Genomic DNA, 20,928 nt, shown 5'->3' on the forward strand with positions numbered 1-20,928 from the left:
ATTCGCTCAAAATTACAAGTTTTCCCCGAGGCTAGCGTGATCCTGTCCCGTTACATCTTTAAAGAAACCGTCAAGACTCAGCTGGCCGTGCTGGGTATTTTGTTGCTGATTTTTTTGAGCCAGAGCTTTATCCGCATTCTCAGTCGCGCGGCGCGCGGGGCTATTCCCACCCAATTGGTGAGCGAGATGCTGGCCCTCAACATTCCCAGCATGGCCATGCTGATGTTGCCCATCAGCTTGTTCATTGCCGTGCTCTTCGCCCATGGTCGTCTGCATGCCGAGAGTGAGATGACGGTGATGCGGGCCGTGGGGTTGGGGCCGAACAGTACCATGATGGCGACTCAGGTGCTGGCCTGCCTAACCATGGTGGTGGCGCTGTTTAACTCCATGTGGCTGACCCCTTGGGCCGAAGAGCAGCAGTACCGGGTGCTGGACAAGGTGAAGGCGGATCCGGGTTTCTTCGCCCTGGACAGTGGCCGCTTCATGAATCTGGATAATGGCAAGGTCGTGGCCTACATAGACAGGCTGGATGGCAAGAGCGAGAAGAAGCTGACGCGCATCTATATCTTGCAGCAGGGCTCGGATGCTCAGGCACCTTCCGTGGTGGTCTCAGATTCCGGCAGCATCAAGAGCGATGGCAGCGGTCTGCAGTGGTTGACCCTGAACGATGGCAAACGCTACGAGGGGCCCAGCAACAAGGGAGAGTTCAAGATCTCCGAGTTTGCCGAGTACCGCACCTGGATCCAGGACAAGGAGGGGGTGGCCGCCGAGCGGCGTAAGGTGACGGCCCTCTACCTGCCCGCCCTGCTGGCCAGCGATGACCCTAAGGCCGTGGCGGAGTGGCAGTGGCGGGTGGCGTTACCGCTCTCCATTCCGATACTGACGTTGATCGTGGTGCCCATGGCAGTAGTCAATCCACGACAGGGACGCTATGCCAAGTTGCTGCCGGCCATCTTGCTCTATCTGAGCTATTTCTTGCTGCTCTCAGCCGGTAAGTCGGCGCTGGAGCGGGGAGATCTGCCCGCCGTCCCAGGGCTCTATCTGGTGCCACTCATCTACCTGTTGTTGTTTGCCTTGCCACTTAATCTAACCGATACCCGCTGGCGCAATCGTCTACGCCTGCGTATCAAGGGGAGCTGCGCCTGATGTTTGGCATTCTTGATCGTTATGTGGGCCGCAGTGTGCTGATGGCCGTGCTGCTCTGTACCCTAGTGCTGGTCGGGCTCTCGGCTCTAATCAAGTATGTGGAGCAGCTCAAGCAGGTAGGGGATGGGAACTATGATTCCATTGCCGCAGCCTGGTATGTGCTCTTCTCCATGCCCAAGGAGTTGGTGCTCTTCTTCCCCATCGGTGCCCTGTTGGGTGGGGTGATTGGCCTGGGGCAACTGGCCTCCAACTCCGAACTGGTGGTGCTGCAGTCCGCGGGACGTTCTCGCTTCAACATTGTCATGGCGGTGTTAAAGACAGTTCTGCCCACCATGCTCCTCATCATGCTGGTGGGCGAGTATCTGGCGCCGCTCACCGAGCGTCGGGCTGATGATCTCAAGAGCATGGCCATCTCGGGTGGCCAGATGACGGTCTCCTCGGCCGGGGTCTGGGTGCGCGAGCAGCAGGATTTCATCAATATCAGCCGTGTGCTGCGGGATGGCTCACTGCAGGGGGTGACGCGTTACCGCTTCGGCACTGGGCCCGAGCTGCTGGAGACGGCCCGAGTCCAATCGGCACGCTATCTCCACGGCCTGTGGCAGATGAGCCAGGTACAGCGCACCTTCTTCAACAGTGCGCAGCAGGTGAAGAGTGAATTCCATGAGGAGGAGATCTGGTCCATGGGTCTCTCCCCAGACAAACTAGAGGTGGTGGCCATCTCCCCCGATGAGCTCTCGGCCTCGGGTCTGCTGGAGTACATCCGCTACATGCAACAGAGTGGTCAGAAGGTGGAGCGTTATGAGCTGGAGTTATGGCGTAAGGCGCTCTCACCTCTGGCGGTGATCGCCATGATGCTGCTGGCGGCCAGTACCGTCTTTGGCCCCCTGCGCTCCGTACCCATGGGGGCGCGTATTGTCACCGGGGTGATCCTCGGTTTCAGCTTCTACGTGGCCAACCAGATTTTTGCCCCCATCAGCCTGGTCTACTCTGTGCCTCCGGTTTTAGGCGCGGCGGCTCCCAGCCTGCTGTTTCTCGGCGTGGCGCTTTACCTGCTCAAACGTCGGGGTTAGTCCCTGGCGCCGGGGCATGGCTTGCTGTGCTCCTCTGCCACAAACCCAGGTGGCATGCGTATCCTACTCTCTGTGCGTTGAATAGGCTGGCGCGTTGAATGGGCCGGGTCTGGGTTTAACGTTATGCGATTTAGCGTGTCATGCCATGGTGATTCATATGACACTTACCATGCTCCATGCCTCGAAACAGACGCAGATCTGGGTGGTCTCCCATGCGCCGCGTCTGATCGCCACCCTGGCCAAGGATGTCTCTTGCAATGCCATCAATCTGGAGAAGGAGTTGGGGCAGACCCTGATCCCGGGGCAAGATTTGCTTACGACCCCAAGTTGGCACTGGCCTGAATAGGGGCGCCAATCGCGTAGGCGGCAAAATCCTTCACACCCGCGCTGGGTCTGTACTTCCCTATCGTGCTGTTGCGTATCACAATGCGTTTTTACTTTTTGTGAGAGCCACCATGTCTGCCGTGAAAGCCGCCATGTCTGATCCTCTGCGCTCCGCCAGCCACTATTTTTCCCGCACCTTTAACCATATTGTCGATCCAGGAGTAGAGCTAGAGGGGTGCGAGTTTGAGGAGTGTGAGTTTCGGGAGTGCAATTTTACCGAGGCGCTGTTTCGCCGCTGTCGTTTTATCGACTGCACCTTTACCCGTTGCAATCTAAGCCTGTTGAAGGTGGCTCAGAGCGGGTTCACCGGCGTCAGTTTTGATGAGTGTAAATTGGTGGGAGTAGACTGGACTCGAGCGGCTTGGCCGCGACTGGTGTTCAGCAGCTCTTTGGCTTTTAGCCACTGCATTCTCAACGACTCCTCCTTCTTCGGCCTGGAGCTGGATGAGATAGTGCTTGAGGCGTGCAAGGCTCATGATGTGGATTTTCGCGAAGGGAGTTTCTGTCGTGCCCGCTTCGTTGATACCGATCTGACCCACAGCCTGTTCGGCAAAACCAACCTGACCCAGGCTGATTTCACCGATGCCAGCCACTACGATATCGATATATTCAATAACCGTCTGAGTCAGGCTAAATTCAGCCGCTACGAGGCCATCCGTCTGCTGGACAGCCTAGATATCGAGCTGGTGGAGTAGGAGAGGAGTAGGAGAGCAAACCACTTCTCATGCTTTACGTTTCGTAAGCACCAATCATCTCGTTTCTGCCGACCTTATTCGGCCAATCGCTCTCTCGTCTGAGTAGCCAGCTCGTCTAGCCAAGCATAACGTTGCCGGTACATGGCGCGGTTCTTGGCTGCTATCTCTTCCAGCGGTTTATGTTGATAGGGCGCCAGTCGCCAGAGATGTTTGGAGATTGGGGGGGCTGTGCCTGTGTGCTCACCATCCTGATAAGCCGGATCCGTGATGCCTTGACAAGTCAGGTGGTGTAGACGAAAACATAAGTGAATGCCAGCCAAGAGGGCGGCAAAGGGGACGCTATGTCAACTCAGCCTCGGTCCGTAGGTTCAGCGAGTGCTATTCGCACCAGGAGTGGCAAGCTATCACTCGTGATGTCCGTTCTGATCCTGTGGGGCGTGGTTTTTGGCATGCAGCCGGTGGTTGCCGCTACCGTTATTCTCGCGGCCGCTGCAGAGAGTGTTCCGACCTCCTATGCCGAGAATGGAAAGCAAACGGGCATCTTGATTGATGTTATCAACGAAGCCTTCAGGAGAGCCGGATACTCTGTGGAGGTGAAGCTAATGCCTTGGGCGCGTTGCCTAAAGGAGGTGAAGACGGGGGATGTTGATGGGATCTTCTCGGTATTTGTCACGCCCGAACGTCAAATGTATCTGACCTATACCAATGAGGTGTTGATTACTCAAGTTCAGGCGTTTTTTGTTCGATCTGATTCTTCGTTAACGTTCGAGGGTGAGCTGAGCAAGTTTACCGGCCAATCCATAGGCGTCGTCAATCAGACTAGCTATGGTCCGCGTCTGGATGCGGCCCTGAAAGAGGGTATCTTCGAGAAGATAGATTCCACAAAAGACTCCGAATCGAATATCAGGAAGTTGATAGCGGGGCGAGTGGATATGATCCCCTCCTATCGCCATGTGGTGCTGAGCACGGCCAAGAGGTTGGGAGTAGTAGACAAGATCAGACAGCTATCTCCGGATATCGAGGCGATTCCCAGCTACCTGGCGTTCACCAAGAAACGTGATTTTGCCAAACTCATCAGTGACTATGACAAGGCCATCGTTGCTATGAAGCAGGATGGCACCTACGACCAGCTGTTTAATCGTTACATTCAATAACTGTCCATTACCAACGTCATGACCTAACCGCTAACTCTGCCGCCACCTCGTGGTTTGGTGATATCCATCTTTCTTTAAAATTCCAATATAATCAAAATGATACAAAACAACCAATGAGTTCATTGAGATGTAACCTATGGATTTTGTTGGATGTTTTTATTCTTGTTCTGCAGCTTTGGCGCGTATCCCAAGGTTCACCGCGTGGTGTTGCCGTCCGCCCTGCTTGCCGAAGTGGAAGGTAATTTCTTTAAAATCAGGGGATTAGATTTTACTTGCCCATGGTTCGACAGGCTCACCACGAACGGGACAGGCTCACCACGAACGGGGACAGGCTCACCACGAACGGGGACAAGCTCACCACGAACGGGACAGGCTCACCACGAACGGGGACAGGCTTACCACGAACGGGACAGGCTTGCCATAAATGCTAAGTTCTCTGATCTGGTCGGTAACTGCGGGATTGTATCTCCCTCCCCTTTTTTGTTTGATCCGGGGGGCGGGTCAGGCTATTGGGATGATAGACACCCTTGCTCGTGTTGTAGGGGTCTAAATTTCCCCTTCTACTCCGCCATCCTATGCAGGGCGGGTAGGGTGTGTTGTGCCAGGGCCTGCTGCGAGGCGGTGGCGATGGCGCGAAACTCGTCGCTAAGACGGCTCTCCTCACTGAGTTGTTGCCAGAAGGTTTGGGCCAGTCGATAGGCTTCCAGCCAGATGGTTTTGCCGATCTGCGGAGTGAGCGCCACGGCGGCCAGCGAGTCGGCCTGGCGACGATCGCCGGTGCGGGCGGGGGCATAGGCCATGGGCAGCATGTCATAGACAGGTGCCAGTTGCAGGGGCGCGGCGGGCGGGAAGCTCGCCTCAAGACGGCTGGTGCGCAAAAAAGAGAGGTTGCCCGGGTGCATATCCTGATTGGCAATCAGCACCCCAAAGGCCCAGATCAACTCGATGAGTGGCAGCGCCTCGGGCTGGATAATGCCCAGGCGGGCCAGTTCGCGGCACAGCAGAGGCCAGGGGGTCGCTTCGGCTTTGCCCAGAAACTCGGCATTAAGAGAGCGCAGGGAGATCACGCCACGCCGCCCGCCATGGGGTAGGCGATCAAAACGTGGCGAGAGCAGATAGACCCGCTGCTCATCGACGATGAGTTGGCTAGCTGGGGTGGGGATGCCGTGGTCAGCCAGCAGTGCCAGGGCACACTGTTCGGCCAGCAGCAGGTCGGCCCAGCGCCGGGCGTTGGCGCTCTGGGTGATGTCGCTGCTGAATTTGACGATGCACTCGCCATAGGGGGCAATCTGGCGCACAAACTTGGGTTGCTCACCGCCAGCCGAGGAGCCGCCTATGGCCTGCAGTTCTTGCTCTCTGGCAATCTGCGCCAGATCAGCCAGGATCGCCGCTGCACTGGTATGGCCCTGGTTAATATAGGCGAGATAATTGCGCTCTCCGATCAGCAGGTCACCGGCCAGATCCAGGCGCTCCAGATGGCGCAGGGTGGCATCTTCCGACCAGATGCCGGAGCCGTCCGTGGCCACGCCCTGCTGCTCGGCCAGGGCGCGTCCCAGATAGCCTTGTGGCAGCAGATCCATCAGCCACCAGGGGAAGTTTTCACTGTGACCACAGCTGGCGCCTAACTGCCAGGCAAAGCCGGGATAAACCCGGTAGAGCTGGCCAAGGTGCGTCGTGGTGCCATCGGCAAACACCTGATACAGCGGCCAGCAACTGGTGCCATTCAGTGCTCTTGCCAGATAGTTGCAGCGTCCGCGTTTCTCCCCCAGTTGCACCACCTCTCCCCGCGCCGCCATCTCGCCCAGACGGCGCGATAGGGTAGGCTGGCTTACCTCCAGACTGCCCTCTTCTTTTCCATTTCCAGCACGAGCCGCGCCCCGCAGCCGGTTTGCCAACTCGGCACCATTGGCAGGCCCTAGCAACAGGGCTTGACGGATCTGCTCATCGAAGAGGGTTCTGACTCTGGCCATGGGAATCACCGGGGTAGTGAATATTAATTTGAATATTATATTGAATAATAACTCACGGCAAATCTTCCATTATCTAACTGTAAATAAATATATTTTACAATTTGCAGTTGGGGTTTATGGCTGTAAGTGAATAATAAAAGTAGGAAGTTGTATGCTAGGAGGTGGTGGCTGGTGGCTGGTGGCTGGTGGCTGGTGGCTGAGCCTGCGAGGCCACAACATTCACCGCGCGGCTTTTGCCGTTCGCCCTGAGCTTGTCAAAGGGAGCTTGTCGAAGGGGAGAGTAATTTCTTTAAAATCAGGAGATTGGATTTTAGTTGCGCCTGGTTCGACAAGCTCACCATGAACGGAGACTGGCTCATCATAAACGGGACAGGCTTGCTAGAGTTGTCTCTTCCGCGCAGGCGGGAGGCTGAGGGGGGGGTGGTCAGAGGGGCGAGGTGGCTGTGCTGTTGTGGTGGTTTTGATAGGTATGGATTTAAGAGGCTGTTTGCTCGTCCAGCCAGAGCGCGTAGAGGATGTTGGCAAACTGCTCTTCTGGCAGTTCACCTAGCACCAGATCCACCATGGCATCGGCCAGCTTTTCATTGTCTTTCTCGATCTCGTAGTCATTAAGGGATAGGTACTCAAGGCACACGGCGAGCGCGGTGCGCTTATTGGCGTCAGAGAAAGCGTGAGCAGTGCCGATAGCCATGGCGTACTTTGTAGAAATGAGAAAAACATCATCCAGCCCATTGTAGGCTATGGCGTTGTCGATGCGGCCGAGCGCTCCTTCCAATAACTCGATGCTGGCCGGACCTTGATGTCCAGGTGAGTTACCCAGTATGTAGTGATTGATCTCCAGCACCCGTGCCGGAGGGAACTGGATTATATCCATCACATATCAGCCAAACGAGTAAAGGTCTTTTCGTGAGTTTTCAGGGTCAGCTTGGTTTCAGACTTGATGATCTGGCGACCCTCTTCACCGTTCAGGCACAAGTGCTTTTCCGCCTTGATGGGTGGCCGGTTCTGTACTTGGGGTAACCCGTATTTGTTGCTGATCTTGTTCTCTTTCATGCTCTTCGCTGCCCTTTGATCTCGCACAGTGAGACTTTACCTCTGTATGGTAAGTCGCTATTCAGGTAGATGTCCAATTCAGTTATCCCCCCCTGTGTAGATACCGGTTAAACCGGCCAAGCCCAACCTTTATCGCGTGCATCTGCCGTTCGCCCTGAGCTTGTCGAAGGGGAGGGGAAATTCTTTAAAATCAGGGGATTGGAGTTTAGTTGCGCCTGGTTCGACAAGCTCACCACGAACGGGACAGGCTTGCTAGAGTTGTCACTCCCGCGCAGGCGGGAGGCTGAGGGGGGGCCTGCTTAGTCTTAGGTCCTGAAAGTGGGAGTCCATTTTTCCTGTACACTAAGGTTTCACCGTTCTGGTTTTTTACAAAAAAACAGAATTTCTTTTGCTTTGATATCAGTTCCATCCAGATTATCTCTCCAGTTACCAAGCATAACGAACTTCAAGTCGCATATTTCGAATCCGACTTCGAGCAAAATATTAGTAAGTGATGTACTAGAATATCTGCGATCTCGGACTATCAGCTCACAAGGTGCAATAGCTTCGTCAGAAAACTGCTCTTTTCGATAAGCAACTCCGCTCTGTTCATCCCACAAATAGTAATTAGGATCAAAAATATTTCCGGTTGATTGCATGATATTACTTGGTGGCAGTTGAAGTAGTTTCTTAGCCAAATCATTATTGGCGCGATGAATCGCTTGCGATGCTGTTAGTTCTCCATTCATTACGGAGGCAAGTAGAGTGCCTCCTGGTTTTAAATTTAGAAATATGTTTTCAAGAAGCTTTTTATTTTCGCTATCCGTAGCAAAAGATCCAATTACATCATAGAGGCAAATAATGTGGTCTGCTTTTTGCTCAAGTTTGACATGACGAATATCATCACAAATAAATTTTGCACTACCATTTCCTTCAATCGTTTTGGCATTTTTCTGTGCTATTTCGATTAGGCTTTGAACAAAGTCGACCCCTGTCACACGAAAGCCACGATTAGCGAGCTCTATTGAATGCCGACCGACTCCGCAGCCGTAATCAAATACTAACTGACCCTCAGAGGGTTCAGCATTATCAATAAAAACGTCAATTTCATGAGATGTGTGCTTCATCCATGCATGATTGCCGTCTAATAGCATCCCGTTATATGCATCTCTTACTGTTAAGTCACAATCCTTAATCCACGCATCCACCAGATCGCTTGCACTTTCGCTGTAATCTTGATCTGAGAATGTGAAAGCCACCCACTCTTCCGATTCATTCAAATTGCCAAGAAGCCAACCCCTTTTACTCTCTAACGTACGCAATGCTGTTGTTGAATCTAAATGATCAACAGGGAAATTCGTATTCAATGCCGTTGTAGATGAGCTTAGTTGCGCTTTCGCCACATAACTAAGATATGGCTTAGCAGCTTCAAACAGTTGAGGCCAGCTCTTTCTTATTCGATCTGGATTGCAATCCCGCAATGTTGCTTTTTCAAGAGCTCGTACCGCATATGGGTTAGCAGTAACCAAGCCCCAGGCATATTGATCAGACACACTCCATGTCGCTCTTAACAGTCTTGTACCTAAGCCTTGTCCTCTATGATCGGAATGTACGACAAACTGAGAGACCCAAGTAACAAATCCTTTATATGGGATATGTAGACGAACATAGAAGGCGTAACCAATGAGTTTTTCATTGGTATATACTAAGGTTGCCCACGACTCGGGAGCATTTAGATAATCTGCTAGTTGATTTGGGGATAGCTTTACGCGCTTTCCAATGCGGCTGGGGTCTGCGGCAGGGCCCCAGCAACCATAGTGGTTACTAAAAAGTTCGGCGCATTCGGAACGGATTTCTTCTGATAAGTTATCACCGCGACACCAGCTTATTTTGTAATTTTTCATGCGTATGTTATTAAGTTTTCGCTAGATAGGCATATTTTCCCTGTCTCCTAAGTGCAATGCAAATCTTATTTTTCCTACGGCCTTGGGGTTATCGGTTTCGTCATCGGGCTGGTCACCCGCGCTGCTGCTCATGCCTGACTCACCTCGCTGTTTTGCCAGCAAAAGAATCATGTAAGTACTGTGACCCCAGAGCGAGCGCATGAGTGTTCAATATTTAGCCACAATTGCCATTGGCCAGTCATTCAAAGAATAAAGACCGAAGTTTATGTGCAATGAGGCATCAACAATTGAACGCAAAATAGCCACTATTCGTTCATAAAACGTTCGCGATCTCGCCCGGACTGTGACCCTGGTTACCGAGCATAGATTTATTTCACTTCTGGAGATGGGGGTCCATTTTTCCAGTAAACACAATTATTTGCCAGTTCATTTTTAGAATGGAGAGTCCTCATTGTCTTGGTACTCTATCCAATCAGTATTCCATTCACTTGGGGAGTATACTTTTAATTTTCCATCTTTTTCAAATATTTCGTTGTTAAAGCGAATATAGGTTTCGCTAGATTTTTTCTTCCAAGATGTAAACCCTTCTTTAGTCCAGTCATCAAAGAAGTCATCTTCTTCTTCAAATTGACGTGCCTTTAATAACTTTGTTAATTCTTCTTTATTCTGGAAGATTATTCGGTAAGGGATGTTTAGTTTTCTTCTTGTATCTTCAAATGCAGGATGGTTACTTAGTAAAATATCTTTAATTGCTTGATCACCCCGTGTTTTTTCATCTATTAAATACGCAACGAGATTGTTTAGGGTTTTTGATGTGTTTTTAAGGTCCTCGATAATATTGACCTCCTTATGCCTTGAGCTTTCATTTAGAAGGCGTTGAAAAAGCCCTGCCCACTGCTCTTTTAAATAATAGATAATTTCTTGGACTGAATCAAAATTTTTGACTTGGTTGTTTAAAGGTAATGAAAATACCTCTTCGAGAAATTTGTATACTCGACGATCATTGACAGCCGTATAGCTTATATCTGCAATGTTCTTATTGGCTTCATATGTGCGGTATTCAGAAGCAACAGGCCCTTCGATGAAAATATATACTTGTTTTCCTTTGTTAATGGCGGCTTTTAATTCCAAGTTGGAAATTGAATAGTCATTTTCTTTCGATTCTGACCCAAATCGGCCTCCAATAACGGAAATAAGAATATCGCAAAGTTCTATTTCCTTGTAACAGTACTCCTCAAGCTTATCCGTGCTTCCATATGGTATGTGCCCTTTTTCATTCAACACAGGTTCATAGCCATGATCTTTGATAAATCGTTCGAGATCAGAGCGTATATATCTCAGATCGTAATATGTGGAACTAACGAATACTCTTGGTTTTGCCAAAATAATTCCTCATTTTTGAAACGCTAACAATTTCTTAAGTAGAACAACTTCACATAATTTCGCTGAGTTGCTCGGCTTAGTCTGTAATGGTTGCCCTGGCTCCCCGTCTTCACGGGGATGACGACTCGTGAGCGTGCGCATTGCCACGGCTACCGCAGGGCCGTGTCATTGCGCTCACGCGGGTTATGCTGATGGCTCTGACAACTGGCACTGCTTGTTCTTTATGCTACCCGCTGCGGTTTCACTTGAAAATCCCTGTTTCGTTTATGGATTACAAAAAACGTCAAAAAGAGGAGATAGGCTGGCGCTGATGCTTACCGGCTTGCTGCTGTAAGCTTTGATAAAAATATGAATAAAATCAAATGGATATAAAATAACCAATAAAATCAATGGTATATAACTATATGATTTTATTGGTGTTTTATATTCGTATTGGCGGGGCAGGGGGATGGCAACACCTTACCCAAAAGCCAGACCCCCTCTTAATCTCCCCCTTGAAAAGGGGGAGGAGTGAAGAGCGGTGGCCTTCTCTGGTTGGGGAGGAGTGAAGAGCGGTGGCCTTCTCTGGGTTGAAGTAAAGAGATCGCCTTATCCAGGCTGGAATAAAGCGCCAAACCGTCTTTACAGTTTTCCAGCTGCCGTTAGCGCGGCATGGATGGTGTTAAACGACAACAGCAAAGATAAGGGGGCATCCAGCAAGGGGACGGCACCATAGCTTGCATACCAGCTTGCCGCCCGTTCGTTTTTTGCATCGATGAGCAGCGCAACACCGCCAGCTTGCATGGCCACCAACAGAGCGCGGCGGCCTGCCGCCAGCAATAACTGGCCACCTAAACCCTGACCTTGTGCCGAGGCATCCACGGCCAAACGCCCTAGCCGGAATACCGGGATATCATGACGGGCCAGACCTCGTTTGATCACTGCCGGAGTCCGTTCATAGGTAATCGAGGCCGGACTTAGGGTGTAATAACCCAACACTGCCTGGTTATCGTCATCGGCAATGGCGAGATAGGTTTTTGCCCCACCCTTCTCGTGGCTCTGTCTGGCGTGCAGACGCAGAAATTGATTTAACTCCTCATTGCCACAGTCGAACCTTGAACGATCATGCGCCTTGTCGATGGGCTCTTCATGCCATGGGGTGATCATCATGAGCGTTTCGGTAAGCCGAAGGCGGCCGCCATTAACTTGTCATTCGGGGCGGGCGGGTTATCCAACAACTCCAACATTCGAAGGCTATCTCTTTCTGTCAGTGCCAGCCGTTCATGATCGTCGATGATCTTCTCTGCCGCGGCGACGACATTGCGGATCACGAATTCAGTGAGATTGGTGTGCTGTAACGCGGCGGCCCGCATCAACAATAATTTTTCATCGGAGGCGATCCGCAAGGATACGCGCTCACTGGTTCCTACTAGCGTTCTAGGCATCGCAGAGCCCTCCCATTTGTGTGTATTAAAAGAGTACAGCATAGGGAATTAATTGCAATTTGTACTTATTGAAGTAGTACGTAGAGGTGACTCCTGAGGTTGCAAAAGCTAAAAAGCATAACCCCCTCTCAATCTCCCCCTTAAAAAGGGGGAGGAGTTAAGAGCGGTGACCTTCTCTGGTTGGGGAGGAGTGAAGAGATGGCCTTATCCGGTAGGGCGGGTTTCTGGCAGGAAGTACTGGATCCCCGTTTTCACGGGGATGACGATGGTTGACTATTCGGCGAGTCCTAACTAGCTGTGCCGAAAAATAGATCACTCAACATAGGGGCGGGGTAGCACTAAGCTGACCCTCCGCGCCAGGGATGGCGCGGTGGAGCCCCCAGGGAAGGGTTCACGGCGTGTCAGCGTGTGTTACCTCGTTGCTGTAGCATAAATTAGGAACGGGTATTTAGTTCTGGCGCTGGCTCAGGACTCGCTGATCTTGTTTAACCCCGCTACTTCACCTCCAGCACCAGCAAGGGGTCGCCGGCGCGGATGGCGTTGCCGGGGGTGTGGAGCAGGCGGGTGACGGTGCCGGATTCGCTGGCTTGTACCGCTATCTCCATCTTCATGGATTCGATGATGAGCAGGGTGTCACCGGCTTTTACCTTGTCGCCGGGTTTGATGCTGATCTGCCAGATGCTGCCGGAGACCGGGCTTTCGACCGCCCGTTCGCTGTCGCTTAACACCAGCTCCTCGGCCTGCTCGTGCAGCCCCTCCTTTTCGCTCTCGAAGTGGGCCTGGCCCGATGCCAACCAGCGCTGGCGTTCGGCATCGAAGGCGCTCTGCTGGCGCGCCTTGGCGGCGGTGATCTCATCGGCGTTGGCTTCCAGCAGGGCGTTGTAGCTGGCCAGCGAAAAGGTGGTCTCCTCGATTTTCAGTGGATAGCGGCCACGGGGGAAGTCGTGGCGGATCTTGACCAGCTCCTCGGCGCTCACCTCGTAGAAGCGGATCTGATCGAAGAAGCGGAGCAGCCAGGGCTGGGTAAACTCGGACGTTTGGCGATAGCGGTTCCACATCTGCAGGGTGCGGCCGACAAACTGGTAGCCGCCGGGCCCCTCCATGCCATAGACGCACAGATAGGCGCCGCCTATGCCCACGGCGTTCTCCGGGGTCCAGGTGCGGGCCGGGTTGTACTTGGTGGTCACCAGACGGTGGCGCGGATCCATGGGGGTGGCCACCGGGGCGCCCAGATAGACATCGCCCAAGCCCATCACCAGATAGCTGGCGCTAAAGAGGATCTCCTTGACCTGCTCCACCGACTCCAGGCCGTTGATGCGGCGGATAAATTCGATATTGGAGGGGCACCAGGGGGCGTTCTTGCGCACCAGCTCGTCATACTTGCGAATGGCCAGGCGGGTGGCCTCGTCATCCCAGGAGAGGGGCAGGTGGACGATGCGGGCGGGCACCTCCATATGGTCGATATCGGCCAGCTCCCCTTCGGCCTGCTCCAGATGTGCCAGGAGGGTGGCGGTGGGCAGTTGCAGGTTGTCGTAGTGGATCTGCAAGGAGCGGATGCCGGGGGTCAACTCGAAGATCCCCGGCAGCTTGGCCTGCTCCAGCCAGCGCATCAGGGCGTGGGCGCGAAAGCGCAGGCGGATATCCAGCTCCTGGCGGCCATACTCCACCAGCAGATAATCATCGCCGCTGGGGCGGTAGACCACCTCCTCGCCAAAGCGCTCTTTGGGCAGGGTCTTGATAATGGGTGTGGTGAGCGGCGCGCGGGCCACCTGCGGCTCGGCCAGCGCGGTGAGCTGGGCCAGTTGCGCCAGCTGATGGCGCTCCAGCAGTTCGGCATCGGCCATGGAGACGGGTACAAAGCGCACCTTGTCGCCCGCTTTGAGCTGCCCCATCTTCCAGAGATCGGCCTTGATCAGGGTAGCCGGGCAGACAAAGCCGCCCAGACTCGGGCCATCCGGCCCCAGCAGCACTGGCATATCGCCGGTAAAGTCCAGAGTGCCGATGGCATAGGCATTATCGTGCAGGTTGGAGGGGTGCAGCCCCGCCTCGCCGCCATCGGTGCGCGCCCACTCGGGCTTGGGGCCGATCAGACGCACGCCGGTACGGCTGGAGTTGTAGTGCACCTCGTAGTCGTGGCTAAAGAGGGTGTCGATATCCTGCTGGGTGAAGAAATCGGGAGCGCCATGGGGGCCGTAGATCACTCTTAAATCCCAGTGACGGCCGATCTGCGGTTGCAGGCTTTCGGCCAGCGATTCAGGAAGGTGGTTGTCCTTTTGTTGCTTTTGTTGTTCTGGCAGCGGCTGGCCCAGGTGCAGCACATCTCCGGCCTGCAGGGCGCGTCCGGCATGGCCGCCAAACTGGCCCAGGGTAAAGGTGCTCTGGCTGCCCAGATAGTCGGGTGCGGCAAAGCCGCCTTCAATCAGCAGATAACAGCGGGCGCCGCCCTCGGCGATCTTGCCCAGTTGCAGTGTGCTACCGGCGCTCACCAGCACGCTCTGCCAATGAGGCAGGCTCTGGCTGCTGCCATCGGCGGCCAGCAGGCGCGCGCTCATGGCGGCCCCGGCCAGCACGATACGGCGTGGGCAGTGAAATTTCAGGGTTGGGCCGCTTAAGGTCATCTCCAGACCGGTAGCCCCTTCGGGGTTGCCCAGCAGCCGGTTGCCCAGACGGAACGACCAGTTATCCATGGGGCCTGAGGGGGGCACGCCGATATGCCAGTAGCCGACGCGGCCGGGGTAATCCTGCAGCGTGCTCTGGGTGCCACCGCTGACCACCTCCAGGGTCTGGGGCGTGAAGACGAAGCTGGCCAGAGTGCGGGTCAGCACCCGACCGCTTTGCACCTCCGGGCTTTGCAGCAGGGCCTGCAGCCAGCGCTGGTTGGTCTCGATGCCGTAGAGTTGGCACTCGGCCAGCAGGCTGGATAGCTCCTGCAGGGCATCGGCCCTATCCTTGCCGTGGCAGATCAGCTTGGCCAGCATGGGATCAAAGAAGGCGGGCACTTCGATGCCGCGCTCAATCCAGTGATCGATGCGTCGTCGCTGACGGTCGGTGGCGGGGAAGATCACCTCGCTCAAGAGCCCGGCGCAGGGCTGGAACTGGCGGGCAGGATCTTCGGCATAGAGGCGCACCTGAATGGCGTGGCCGCGGGCTTGCAGCGGGGCGGAGAGGCTGGTCAAACTGGGCAGGGTGCCGGCGCCCAGCTCTATCATCCAGCGCACCAGATCCACGCCGTAGACCTGCTCGGTGACGCCGTGCTCCACCTGCAGCCGGGTATTTACCTCCAGAAAGTAGAAGCGCTCGCTCTGGGCATCGTAGACATACTCCACCGTCCCGGCGCTGCGATAGCTTAGGCGCTCGCCCAGACGGATGGCGGTCTGATGCAATTCGTCTCGTGCGGCCTCGCTTAGATGGGGGGCCGGGCACTCCTCGATCACCTTCTGGTTGCGGCGCTGGGCCGAGCAGTCGCGCTCGCCGATGGCGATCACCTGTCCCTGGCCGTCACCGAAGATCTGCACCTCGATATGGCGGGCATCGCTGATAAATTTCTCCAGGAAGATGCCGCTGTTGCTGAAGTTGTTTTCGCTCAGGCGCTTTACCGAGGCAAAGGCGCTGACCAGCTCATCTGCCGTATAACAGCGCTGCATGCCGATGCCGCCGCCACCGGCTGTGCTCTTGAGCATCACCGGGTAGCCGATGCGCTCGGCTTCGGCCAGGGCTTCGTTCACATCGGCCAGCAGACCGGAGCCGGGCAGCAGGGGCACGTTGGCGGCTTGGGCGATGGCGCGCGCCTCGTGCTTGAGGCCAAAGGCGGTCATCTGCTCGGGGGTGGGGCCTAAGAAGGTGATGCCGGATTGCTCGCAGAGCCTGGCAAAGTCGGGGTTCTCGCTCAAGAAACCGTAGCCGGGGTGGATGGCCTGGGCGCCAGCTTGCCGCGCTATGGCGATCACCTTGTGCTGATCCAGATAGGTATCCTTGGCGGCGCCCGGGCCCAGCGGATAGGCCTCGTCGGCGCGGGCCACATGCAGGCTGTCGGCATCGGCCTCGGCATAGATGGCGACGGAGTGGATCCCCATGGCCTGCAGGGTGTGAATGATGCGGCAAGCGATGGCGCCCCGGTTGGCGATCAGGACTTTGGTAAACATGAGTGGCTCCGTGGCGGGTCGTCCCGCCCTGCGATGCTGATCCCTCTGGGTCGTCCCTGGGGATTTTAAAATATCAATAAAATCAAATAGATATAAAATTACGAACAAAATCAATAATATATAACATATTGATTTTATTCTGTTTTGTATTCAGATCAGCAGGGTTGTACCCTGATCTGCTGTGCTCTCTTCGCTGATCTTCTCCCAGATGATCATCTCCACCGGCGTCGGGTTATAGCCGTTGCAGGGGTTGTTGAGCTGGGGGCAGTTGGAGAGCAGCACCAGCAGATCCATCTCGGCGCGCAGCTCCACATACTTGCCCGGCGCACTGATGCCATCGGCAAAGCTGAGGCCGCCCTCGGCGGTGACCGGCACATTCATAAAGAAGTTGATGTTATGGGTGATGTCGCGCTTGGTGAGGCCATATTCCGGGTGCTCGCTCACCGCCAGCAGCCAGCTGTCGCGGCAGGCGTGCATGGTCTGCTTCTCCAGATCGTAACGGATCTGGTTGCTCTCGGTGGCGCAGGCGCCGCCCAGGGTATCGTGACGGCCGCAGGTGTCGGCGGTAATGGTGAGCATCAGGTTGCCGCGATTGGAGAGCAGGCGCGTGCCGGTGGAGAGGAAGATATTGCCCTGCTCGCGTATGGTATCCATGGCGCTGTAACGCTCGGCGGTATCATCCAGCCGGTAGAAGAGGGTATCGGCGGCCTGATTACCCTCCAGATCCAGAATGCGCAGGGTCTGCCCCTGATACAGAGGGTAGAGCCAGTAATCCCCGGCCGGGACCTTCTGGCGCAGCAGGGCCTGTTCAGGCAGCAACGGACTTGTGGTCAGCATGATAGTGACTCCTTACTTCATATGGCTCATTCAGAGCCAGCTTCTTCAATGATGAGCGCAGCAGAGATAACGGGCGTTGTTGGCAAAGCCGCGTCCATTCTCCGGCCGGGAGTTGAGGCAGAGATCGTCCGCCGCCACCGGGTCCGCTTCCAGCAGGGCATAGGCCACCGGCTTGCGCGGATACTCCTTGGCGGGGTTCAGCGGATGGGGGCAGCTGTGCATCACCACTAGGGTGTCCATCTCGAAACGCAGAGTAATGGTGCTGCCAGCCGGTGAGTGATCGCTTACATAGCTCAGGGTGCCCTCGTCACTCACCGCCAGCTTGCTAAAGAGGTTGAGGTTGGCGGCCAGATCCCGCTCGCCCAGGCCATATTTGGCCACTTCCACCAGAAAACTGTCGTGGCCGTTCTGCAGCCAGAGGTTGCGGTCGTGCTGATAATCCCGCTCCCCCCAGCGAGCACTCACTTTGGCCTTGTCACAACTGCCGCCCACCGTATCGATCCAGCCTGTGCTGTCCTCGATGATGGAGCAGAAGATATGGCCCATGTCCGAGTAGAGGCAGTGACCGGCAGTGAGCTTGAAGGTGTGCTGACACTTCAAGGTATCCGGGGCGTTGTAGCGCTCCAGCAGATTCAGCGGGTTATAAAAGAGCATGCCCAGGTTGGCGCCGCCTTCGATATCGGTCAGGCGCAGCAGGGTGCCTTTGGGAATGCGCAGTGACCAGTGGCTGCCACCGGGCAGTTGGCTTTGGTAGATGAGGTTACTCATAGTCTCTCCTTGGCGAGATCCGCGGCCGCCACGCCAGCGAGGTGGAAGTCGCGTGGCAGCTGGCCGTGCAGCAGGGGAATGTCATAGGTGATGCGCGCGCCATAGCGCAGGGGTTGTTGCGGGTCGTGGCGCAGCTTGTCGAAGACCCAGAGTCGGCTGCCCAGGGCAAAGCCCTCCTTGAGATCGTGGGTCACCATGAAGATGGTGAGCCCCTGCTCCTGCCACAGACGCTGGATCAGCTGGTGCATGTCGCCCCTGATCCCCGGATCCAGGGCGCCGAAGGGCTCGTCCAGCAGTAGCAGGCGCGGCTTTTTCATCAGCGCCTGGGCGATGGCCAGCCGCTGCTGCATGCCGCCGGAGAGCTCGGCCGGATAGCGATCCCGGGCCTGGGTGAGCCCCACCTGCTCCAGCATGGCTTCGGCCTTCTCCCGGGCGGCCTGCTTGCGCTGGCCAAACAGCCGTCCCAGCAAGGGGCTGGCGGCCAGCTCATCGGCCAGCATCACGTTCTGCAGGGCGGTGAGATGGGGAAAGACGGAGTAGCGCTGAAAGACGATACCCCGCTCCGGATCCGGCTCGGCGGGCAGGGGCTTGCCATCGAGCAGCAGCTCGCCCCGGCTCGGGGTTTCGGTACCCAGCAGCAGCTTCAAGAAGGTGCTCTTGCCGCAGCCGGAGGCGCCCACCAGGGTGACAAACTCCCCGGCGTTGACGCTGATGTTCAGGCGCTCCAGCACGCAGTGCTCGCCGTACTCCTTCCAGAGATTACGGGCTTGAATAATGGGTTGGCTCATGTTGCAGATCCCTCTCCACCCCGGCCGTAGTACCAGGGGAAGGCCCGACGGGCCAACTGACGCAGCAGATAATCCATGGCAAAGGCCAGCAGGGTGATCCAGACCACGTAGGGGAGGATCACCGCCATATCCAGATAGCGACGGACCAGAAAGATGCGATAGCCCAGCCCCGCCGTGGCGGCAATGGCCTCGGCGGCGATCAGAAACAGCCAGGCACTGCCCAGGGTGAGTCGCACCGCCTCAATCAGACGTGGCAGCACCTGGGGCAGCAGCACCCGCAGCAGCAGTTGCCAGCTGTTGGCGCCCAGGGTCAGGGCCTTGACCTTCAACTCCTCGGGCAGGCTCAGGGTCTTGAGCTGCAGATCCCGGATCAGCAGCGGGCAGATGCCGAAGATGATCAGCATGATCTTGGCCAGATCCCCCAGGCCGAAGACGATAAAGAGGATGGGCAGCAGCGCCATGGGCGGGATCAGCGACAGGGCCGTTACCAGCGGCGAGAGCGGCGCCCGCAGCAGGGGAATGGCCCCATTGCCCAGCCCAACCACCAGACCGATCAGCGCCGAGAGGCCGACGCCGGTCAGCAGCAGCTTGAGGCTGGCCAGGGTGTCGCTCACCAGCAGGATCTCGCCGCTGCGACGGCTAGGCTCGAAGGCGACCCGATGGATCCCCTCCGCCAGCGCCTTGATGCCGGGCAGCAGCTTGTCCTGCGGGTTGGCCGCCAGACGCGCCTCCGAGCAGAGCAGGTAGGCGATGGCCAGCAGGAGGAAGGGCAGCAGGGCCAGCAGTATGCGCACTGTGCGTTCCGGTTGGCGGTTGACGAGTCGGGTCATGGTGACTCCTAGAGCTTGCCGTCGGCGGCCAGCTGCATATAGCTGGGGTCAAAACGCAGCTTGATATTGTTGCTGTCGCCATAGGTGCCAGCTGGGGTGCTGATGCCGACGAGACCGGCATTGGGGGCTCCATCACCCAGCAGACCGTGGGCAAAGGAGAACTCGGCCACCAGTTGCATTGTGCTCTTGAGCTCCTTGCCCTTGGTGAAGGTCAGTGCCTCGGCGGGTTGGTAGAACATGCGGGTGGCGGCAAGCTGGCTCTCATAACCGGCCAGATCGGTGCCGGAGGCCTTGGCCATCTGCTCGCGGGCGGCCTTGGCCTTGGCATCAGAGCCGCTCATGATGCCCATCACCTCGTACCAGGCGCCCGTTAATGCCTTGCCAAGCTCAGGGTGGGCCTTGAGGCGTTCGGTGTTGACCACCATCAGATCGATGATTTCACCGGGGATCTGGCTGGAATCGAACACCTTGTGGCTGCCGGGAGTCTTGGTGATTTCGCTCAGGATAGGGTTCCAGGTGACGGCGGCGGTCACATCGGCAGAGGCAAAGGCCGAGGCCATGTCCGCATCCGAGGTGTTCACCACCTTGATATCCTTCTCGGCGAGCCCCTGTTTTTCCAGGGCGCGGGCCAGCAGGTAGTGGGAGACGCTCAGCTCCACCAGATTGACCGATTGCCCCTTGATGTCGGCCAGCTGGCTCTTGCCCTTGAGCACTATGCCATCGTTGCCGTTGGAGAAGTCCCCCACTATCAGGGCGGTGGAGTCGATGCCACCGGCCGCCGGTATGGTGAGGGCATCCATATTGGTCATCACGCAGCCATCAAAGCCGCCCGCCGTGTACTGGTTGATGGACTCCACATAGTCGTTGATCTGCACCACATCGATCTCGATGTTGTACTTGTCGGCCCACTTTTTCACTATGCCGCTCTGGGCCGCATAGTCCCAGGGCATCCAGCCGGCGTAGATGGTCCAGGCGACCTTGAACTTCTCTTTGGCAGCGGCCTGAGCAGCCGTGACCGGACCCAGCAACAGCAGGGGTAACAGCAGCAGGGCCAGCAGACGCTGGAGTGGGCGGCGAGCAGATGACGGGTTGCGGTATGGCATATGGGTTCCCTCCTTGGGAGCACATGGTGGTCAAGCACACGGGATCCGTAAGCCTTGCGGCTTGCTCTCCCGGGCTTTTGTCCCGCCGTGTAACCCACCGTCAAGGAAGGTCGATGACTCTCGGACCAGCCATCTGCAAGCAGATCGGAACCCTAGTCATCCATTACAGATTGTCGCACGGGAGTGGGCCACAGGCCCGGATCCTCGGGTGCACGCTTTCTTGTATACAAGCAGGGAACGTGCCAGAGGTGATTATTTGCTCATAGGGGAAAATAAGGGGTCAAAAGAATCTGAAATT

General features: G+C 56.0%; 19 protein-coding genes and 1 riboswitch. Of the genes, 5 read left to right on the forward strand and 14 right to left on the reverse strand.

Going from position 1 to position 20,928, the window contains the following annotated elements:
- Positions 1-36 precede the first annotated feature (36 nt).
- The 4 genes from lptF (at position 37) to ACZYTD_RS10865 (ending at position 3,295) form a co-directional block, all read left to right on the forward strand.
- Entirely contained in the window at positions 37-1,146 is a 1,110-nt protein-coding gene (lptF, locus tag ACZYTD_RS10850; RefSeq protein ID WP_463891968.1) for an LPS export ABC transporter permease LptF, read from the forward strand.
- Positions 1,146-2,216 (forward strand): LPS export ABC transporter permease LptG, encoded by a 1,071-nt coding sequence (gene lptG, locus ACZYTD_RS10855; protein WP_463891970.1) that lies wholly within the window; start codon positions 1,146-1,148, stop codon positions 2,214-2,216. The genes lptF and lptG overlap by 1 nt, the downstream gene beginning before the upstream one ends.
- Positions 2,217-2,373: 157 nt before the next feature.
- Complete coding sequence (locus tag ACZYTD_RS10860; protein ID WP_463891972.1) at positions 2,374-2,562, forward strand: hypothetical protein; 189 nt, start codon at positions 2,374-2,376, stop codon at positions 2,560-2,562.
- 109 nt (positions 2,563-2,671) lie between these two features.
- Complete coding sequence (locus tag ACZYTD_RS10865; RefSeq protein WP_463891974.1) at positions 2,672-3,295, forward strand: pentapeptide repeat-containing protein; 624 nt, start codon at positions 2,672-2,674, stop codon at positions 3,293-3,295.
- 74 nt (positions 3,296-3,369) lie between these two features.
- Here ACZYTD_RS10865 and ACZYTD_RS10870 read toward each other — a convergent pair whose 3' ends face one another.
- The gene (locus tag ACZYTD_RS10870) at positions 3,370-3,615 is read right to left on the reverse strand and encodes a DUF535 family protein (RefSeq protein ID WP_463891976.1); all 246 of its coding nucleotides are present in this window, start codon (positions 3,613-3,615) and stop codon (positions 3,370-3,372) included.
- A gap of 21 nt (positions 3,616-3,636) precedes the next feature.
- Here ACZYTD_RS10870 and ACZYTD_RS10875 point away from each other — a divergent pair, with 21 nt between their 5' ends.
- Positions 3,637-4,449, forward strand: coding sequence for a substrate-binding periplasmic protein (locus ACZYTD_RS10875; RefSeq protein WP_463891978.1), 813 nt, complete (start codon positions 3,637-3,639; stop codon positions 4,447-4,449).
- A gap of 560 nt (positions 4,450-5,009) precedes the next feature.
- Here ACZYTD_RS10875 and ACZYTD_RS10880 read toward each other — a convergent pair.
- From ACZYTD_RS10880 to ACZYTD_RS10940, 13 genes are all read right to left on the reverse strand, one after another.
- On the reverse strand, positions 5,010-6,419 hold the full coding sequence (locus ACZYTD_RS10880) for a HipA domain-containing protein (RefSeq protein WP_463891980.1): 1,410 nt from the start codon (positions 6,417-6,419) through the stop codon (positions 5,010-5,012).
- A gap of 475 nt (positions 6,420-6,894) precedes the next feature.
- Positions 6,895-7,293, reverse strand: coding sequence for a type II toxin-antitoxin system death-on-curing family toxin (locus ACZYTD_RS10885; protein ID WP_463891982.1), 399 nt, complete (start codon positions 7,291-7,293; stop codon positions 6,895-6,897).
- Positions 7,293-7,472, reverse strand: a complete 180-nt coding sequence (locus ACZYTD_RS10890; RefSeq protein WP_463891984.1) for a hypothetical protein — start codon at positions 7,470-7,472, stop codon at positions 7,293-7,295. Before ACZYTD_RS10890 ends, ACZYTD_RS10885 begins: the two co-directional genes overlap by 1 nt.
- A 350-nt stretch (positions 7,473-7,822) precedes the next feature.
- Positions 7,823-9,355: a GNAT family N-acetyltransferase gene (locus ACZYTD_RS10895; RefSeq protein WP_463891986.1), complete on the reverse strand. Its 1,533-nt coding sequence runs from the start codon at positions 9,353-9,355 to the stop codon at positions 7,823-7,825.
- Between the two features lie 432 nt (positions 9,356-9,787).
- The gene (locus tag ACZYTD_RS10900) at positions 9,788-10,738 is read right to left on the reverse strand and encodes a DUF4062 domain-containing protein (RefSeq protein WP_463891988.1); all 951 of its coding nucleotides are present in this window, start codon (positions 10,736-10,738) and stop codon (positions 9,788-9,790) included.
- A gap of 621 nt (positions 10,739-11,359) precedes the next feature.
- Entirely contained in the window at positions 11,360-11,887 is a 528-nt protein-coding gene (locus ACZYTD_RS10905; RefSeq protein WP_463891991.1) for a GNAT family N-acetyltransferase, read from the reverse strand.
- Positions 11,884-12,123 (reverse strand): type II toxin-antitoxin system TacA family antitoxin, encoded by a 240-nt coding sequence (locus tag ACZYTD_RS10910; RefSeq protein WP_463891992.1) that lies wholly within the window; start codon positions 12,121-12,123, stop codon positions 11,884-11,886. Before ACZYTD_RS10910 ends, ACZYTD_RS10905 begins: the two co-directional genes overlap by 4 nt.
- 533 nt (positions 12,124-12,656) lie before the next feature.
- Positions 12,657-16,304 (reverse strand): urea carboxylase, encoded by a 3,648-nt coding sequence (gene uca, locus ACZYTD_RS10915; protein WP_463891993.1) that lies wholly within the window; start codon positions 16,302-16,304, stop codon positions 12,657-12,659.
- A 150-nt stretch (positions 16,305-16,454) separates the two neighbouring features.
- Positions 16,455-17,141 (reverse strand): urea amidolyase associated protein UAAP2, encoded by a 687-nt coding sequence (locus ACZYTD_RS10920; protein WP_463891995.1) that lies wholly within the window; start codon positions 17,139-17,141, stop codon positions 16,455-16,457.
- A 45-nt stretch (positions 17,142-17,186) separates the two neighbouring features.
- Positions 17,187-17,909 (reverse strand): urea amidolyase associated protein UAAP1, encoded by a 723-nt coding sequence (locus tag ACZYTD_RS10925; protein WP_463891997.1) that lies wholly within the window; start codon positions 17,907-17,909, stop codon positions 17,187-17,189.
- Complete coding sequence (locus tag ACZYTD_RS10930; protein WP_463891999.1) at positions 17,906-18,697, reverse strand: ABC transporter ATP-binding protein; 792 nt, start codon at positions 18,695-18,697, stop codon at positions 17,906-17,908. The genes ACZYTD_RS10925 and ACZYTD_RS10930 overlap by 4 nt, the downstream gene beginning before the upstream one ends.
- A complete protein-coding gene (locus tag ACZYTD_RS10935; protein WP_463892001.1) occupies positions 18,694-19,527 on the reverse strand; it encodes an ABC transporter permease in 834 nt (277 codons plus the stop codon). Before ACZYTD_RS10935 ends, ACZYTD_RS10930 begins: the two co-directional genes overlap by 4 nt.
- Before the next feature lie 8 nt (positions 19,528-19,535).
- Entirely contained in the window at positions 19,536-20,630 is a 1,095-nt protein-coding gene (locus tag ACZYTD_RS10940; protein ID WP_463892003.1) for a putative urea ABC transporter substrate-binding protein, read from the reverse strand.
- Positions 20,631-20,694: 64 nt separating this feature from the next.
- A riboswitch (guanidine-I (ykkC/yxkD leader) is annotated at positions 20,695-20,797 on the reverse strand.
- Positions 20,798-20,928 lie beyond the last annotated feature (131 nt).

The organism is Pseudaeromonas sp. HNCC25DJ180, assembly GCF_055413345.1.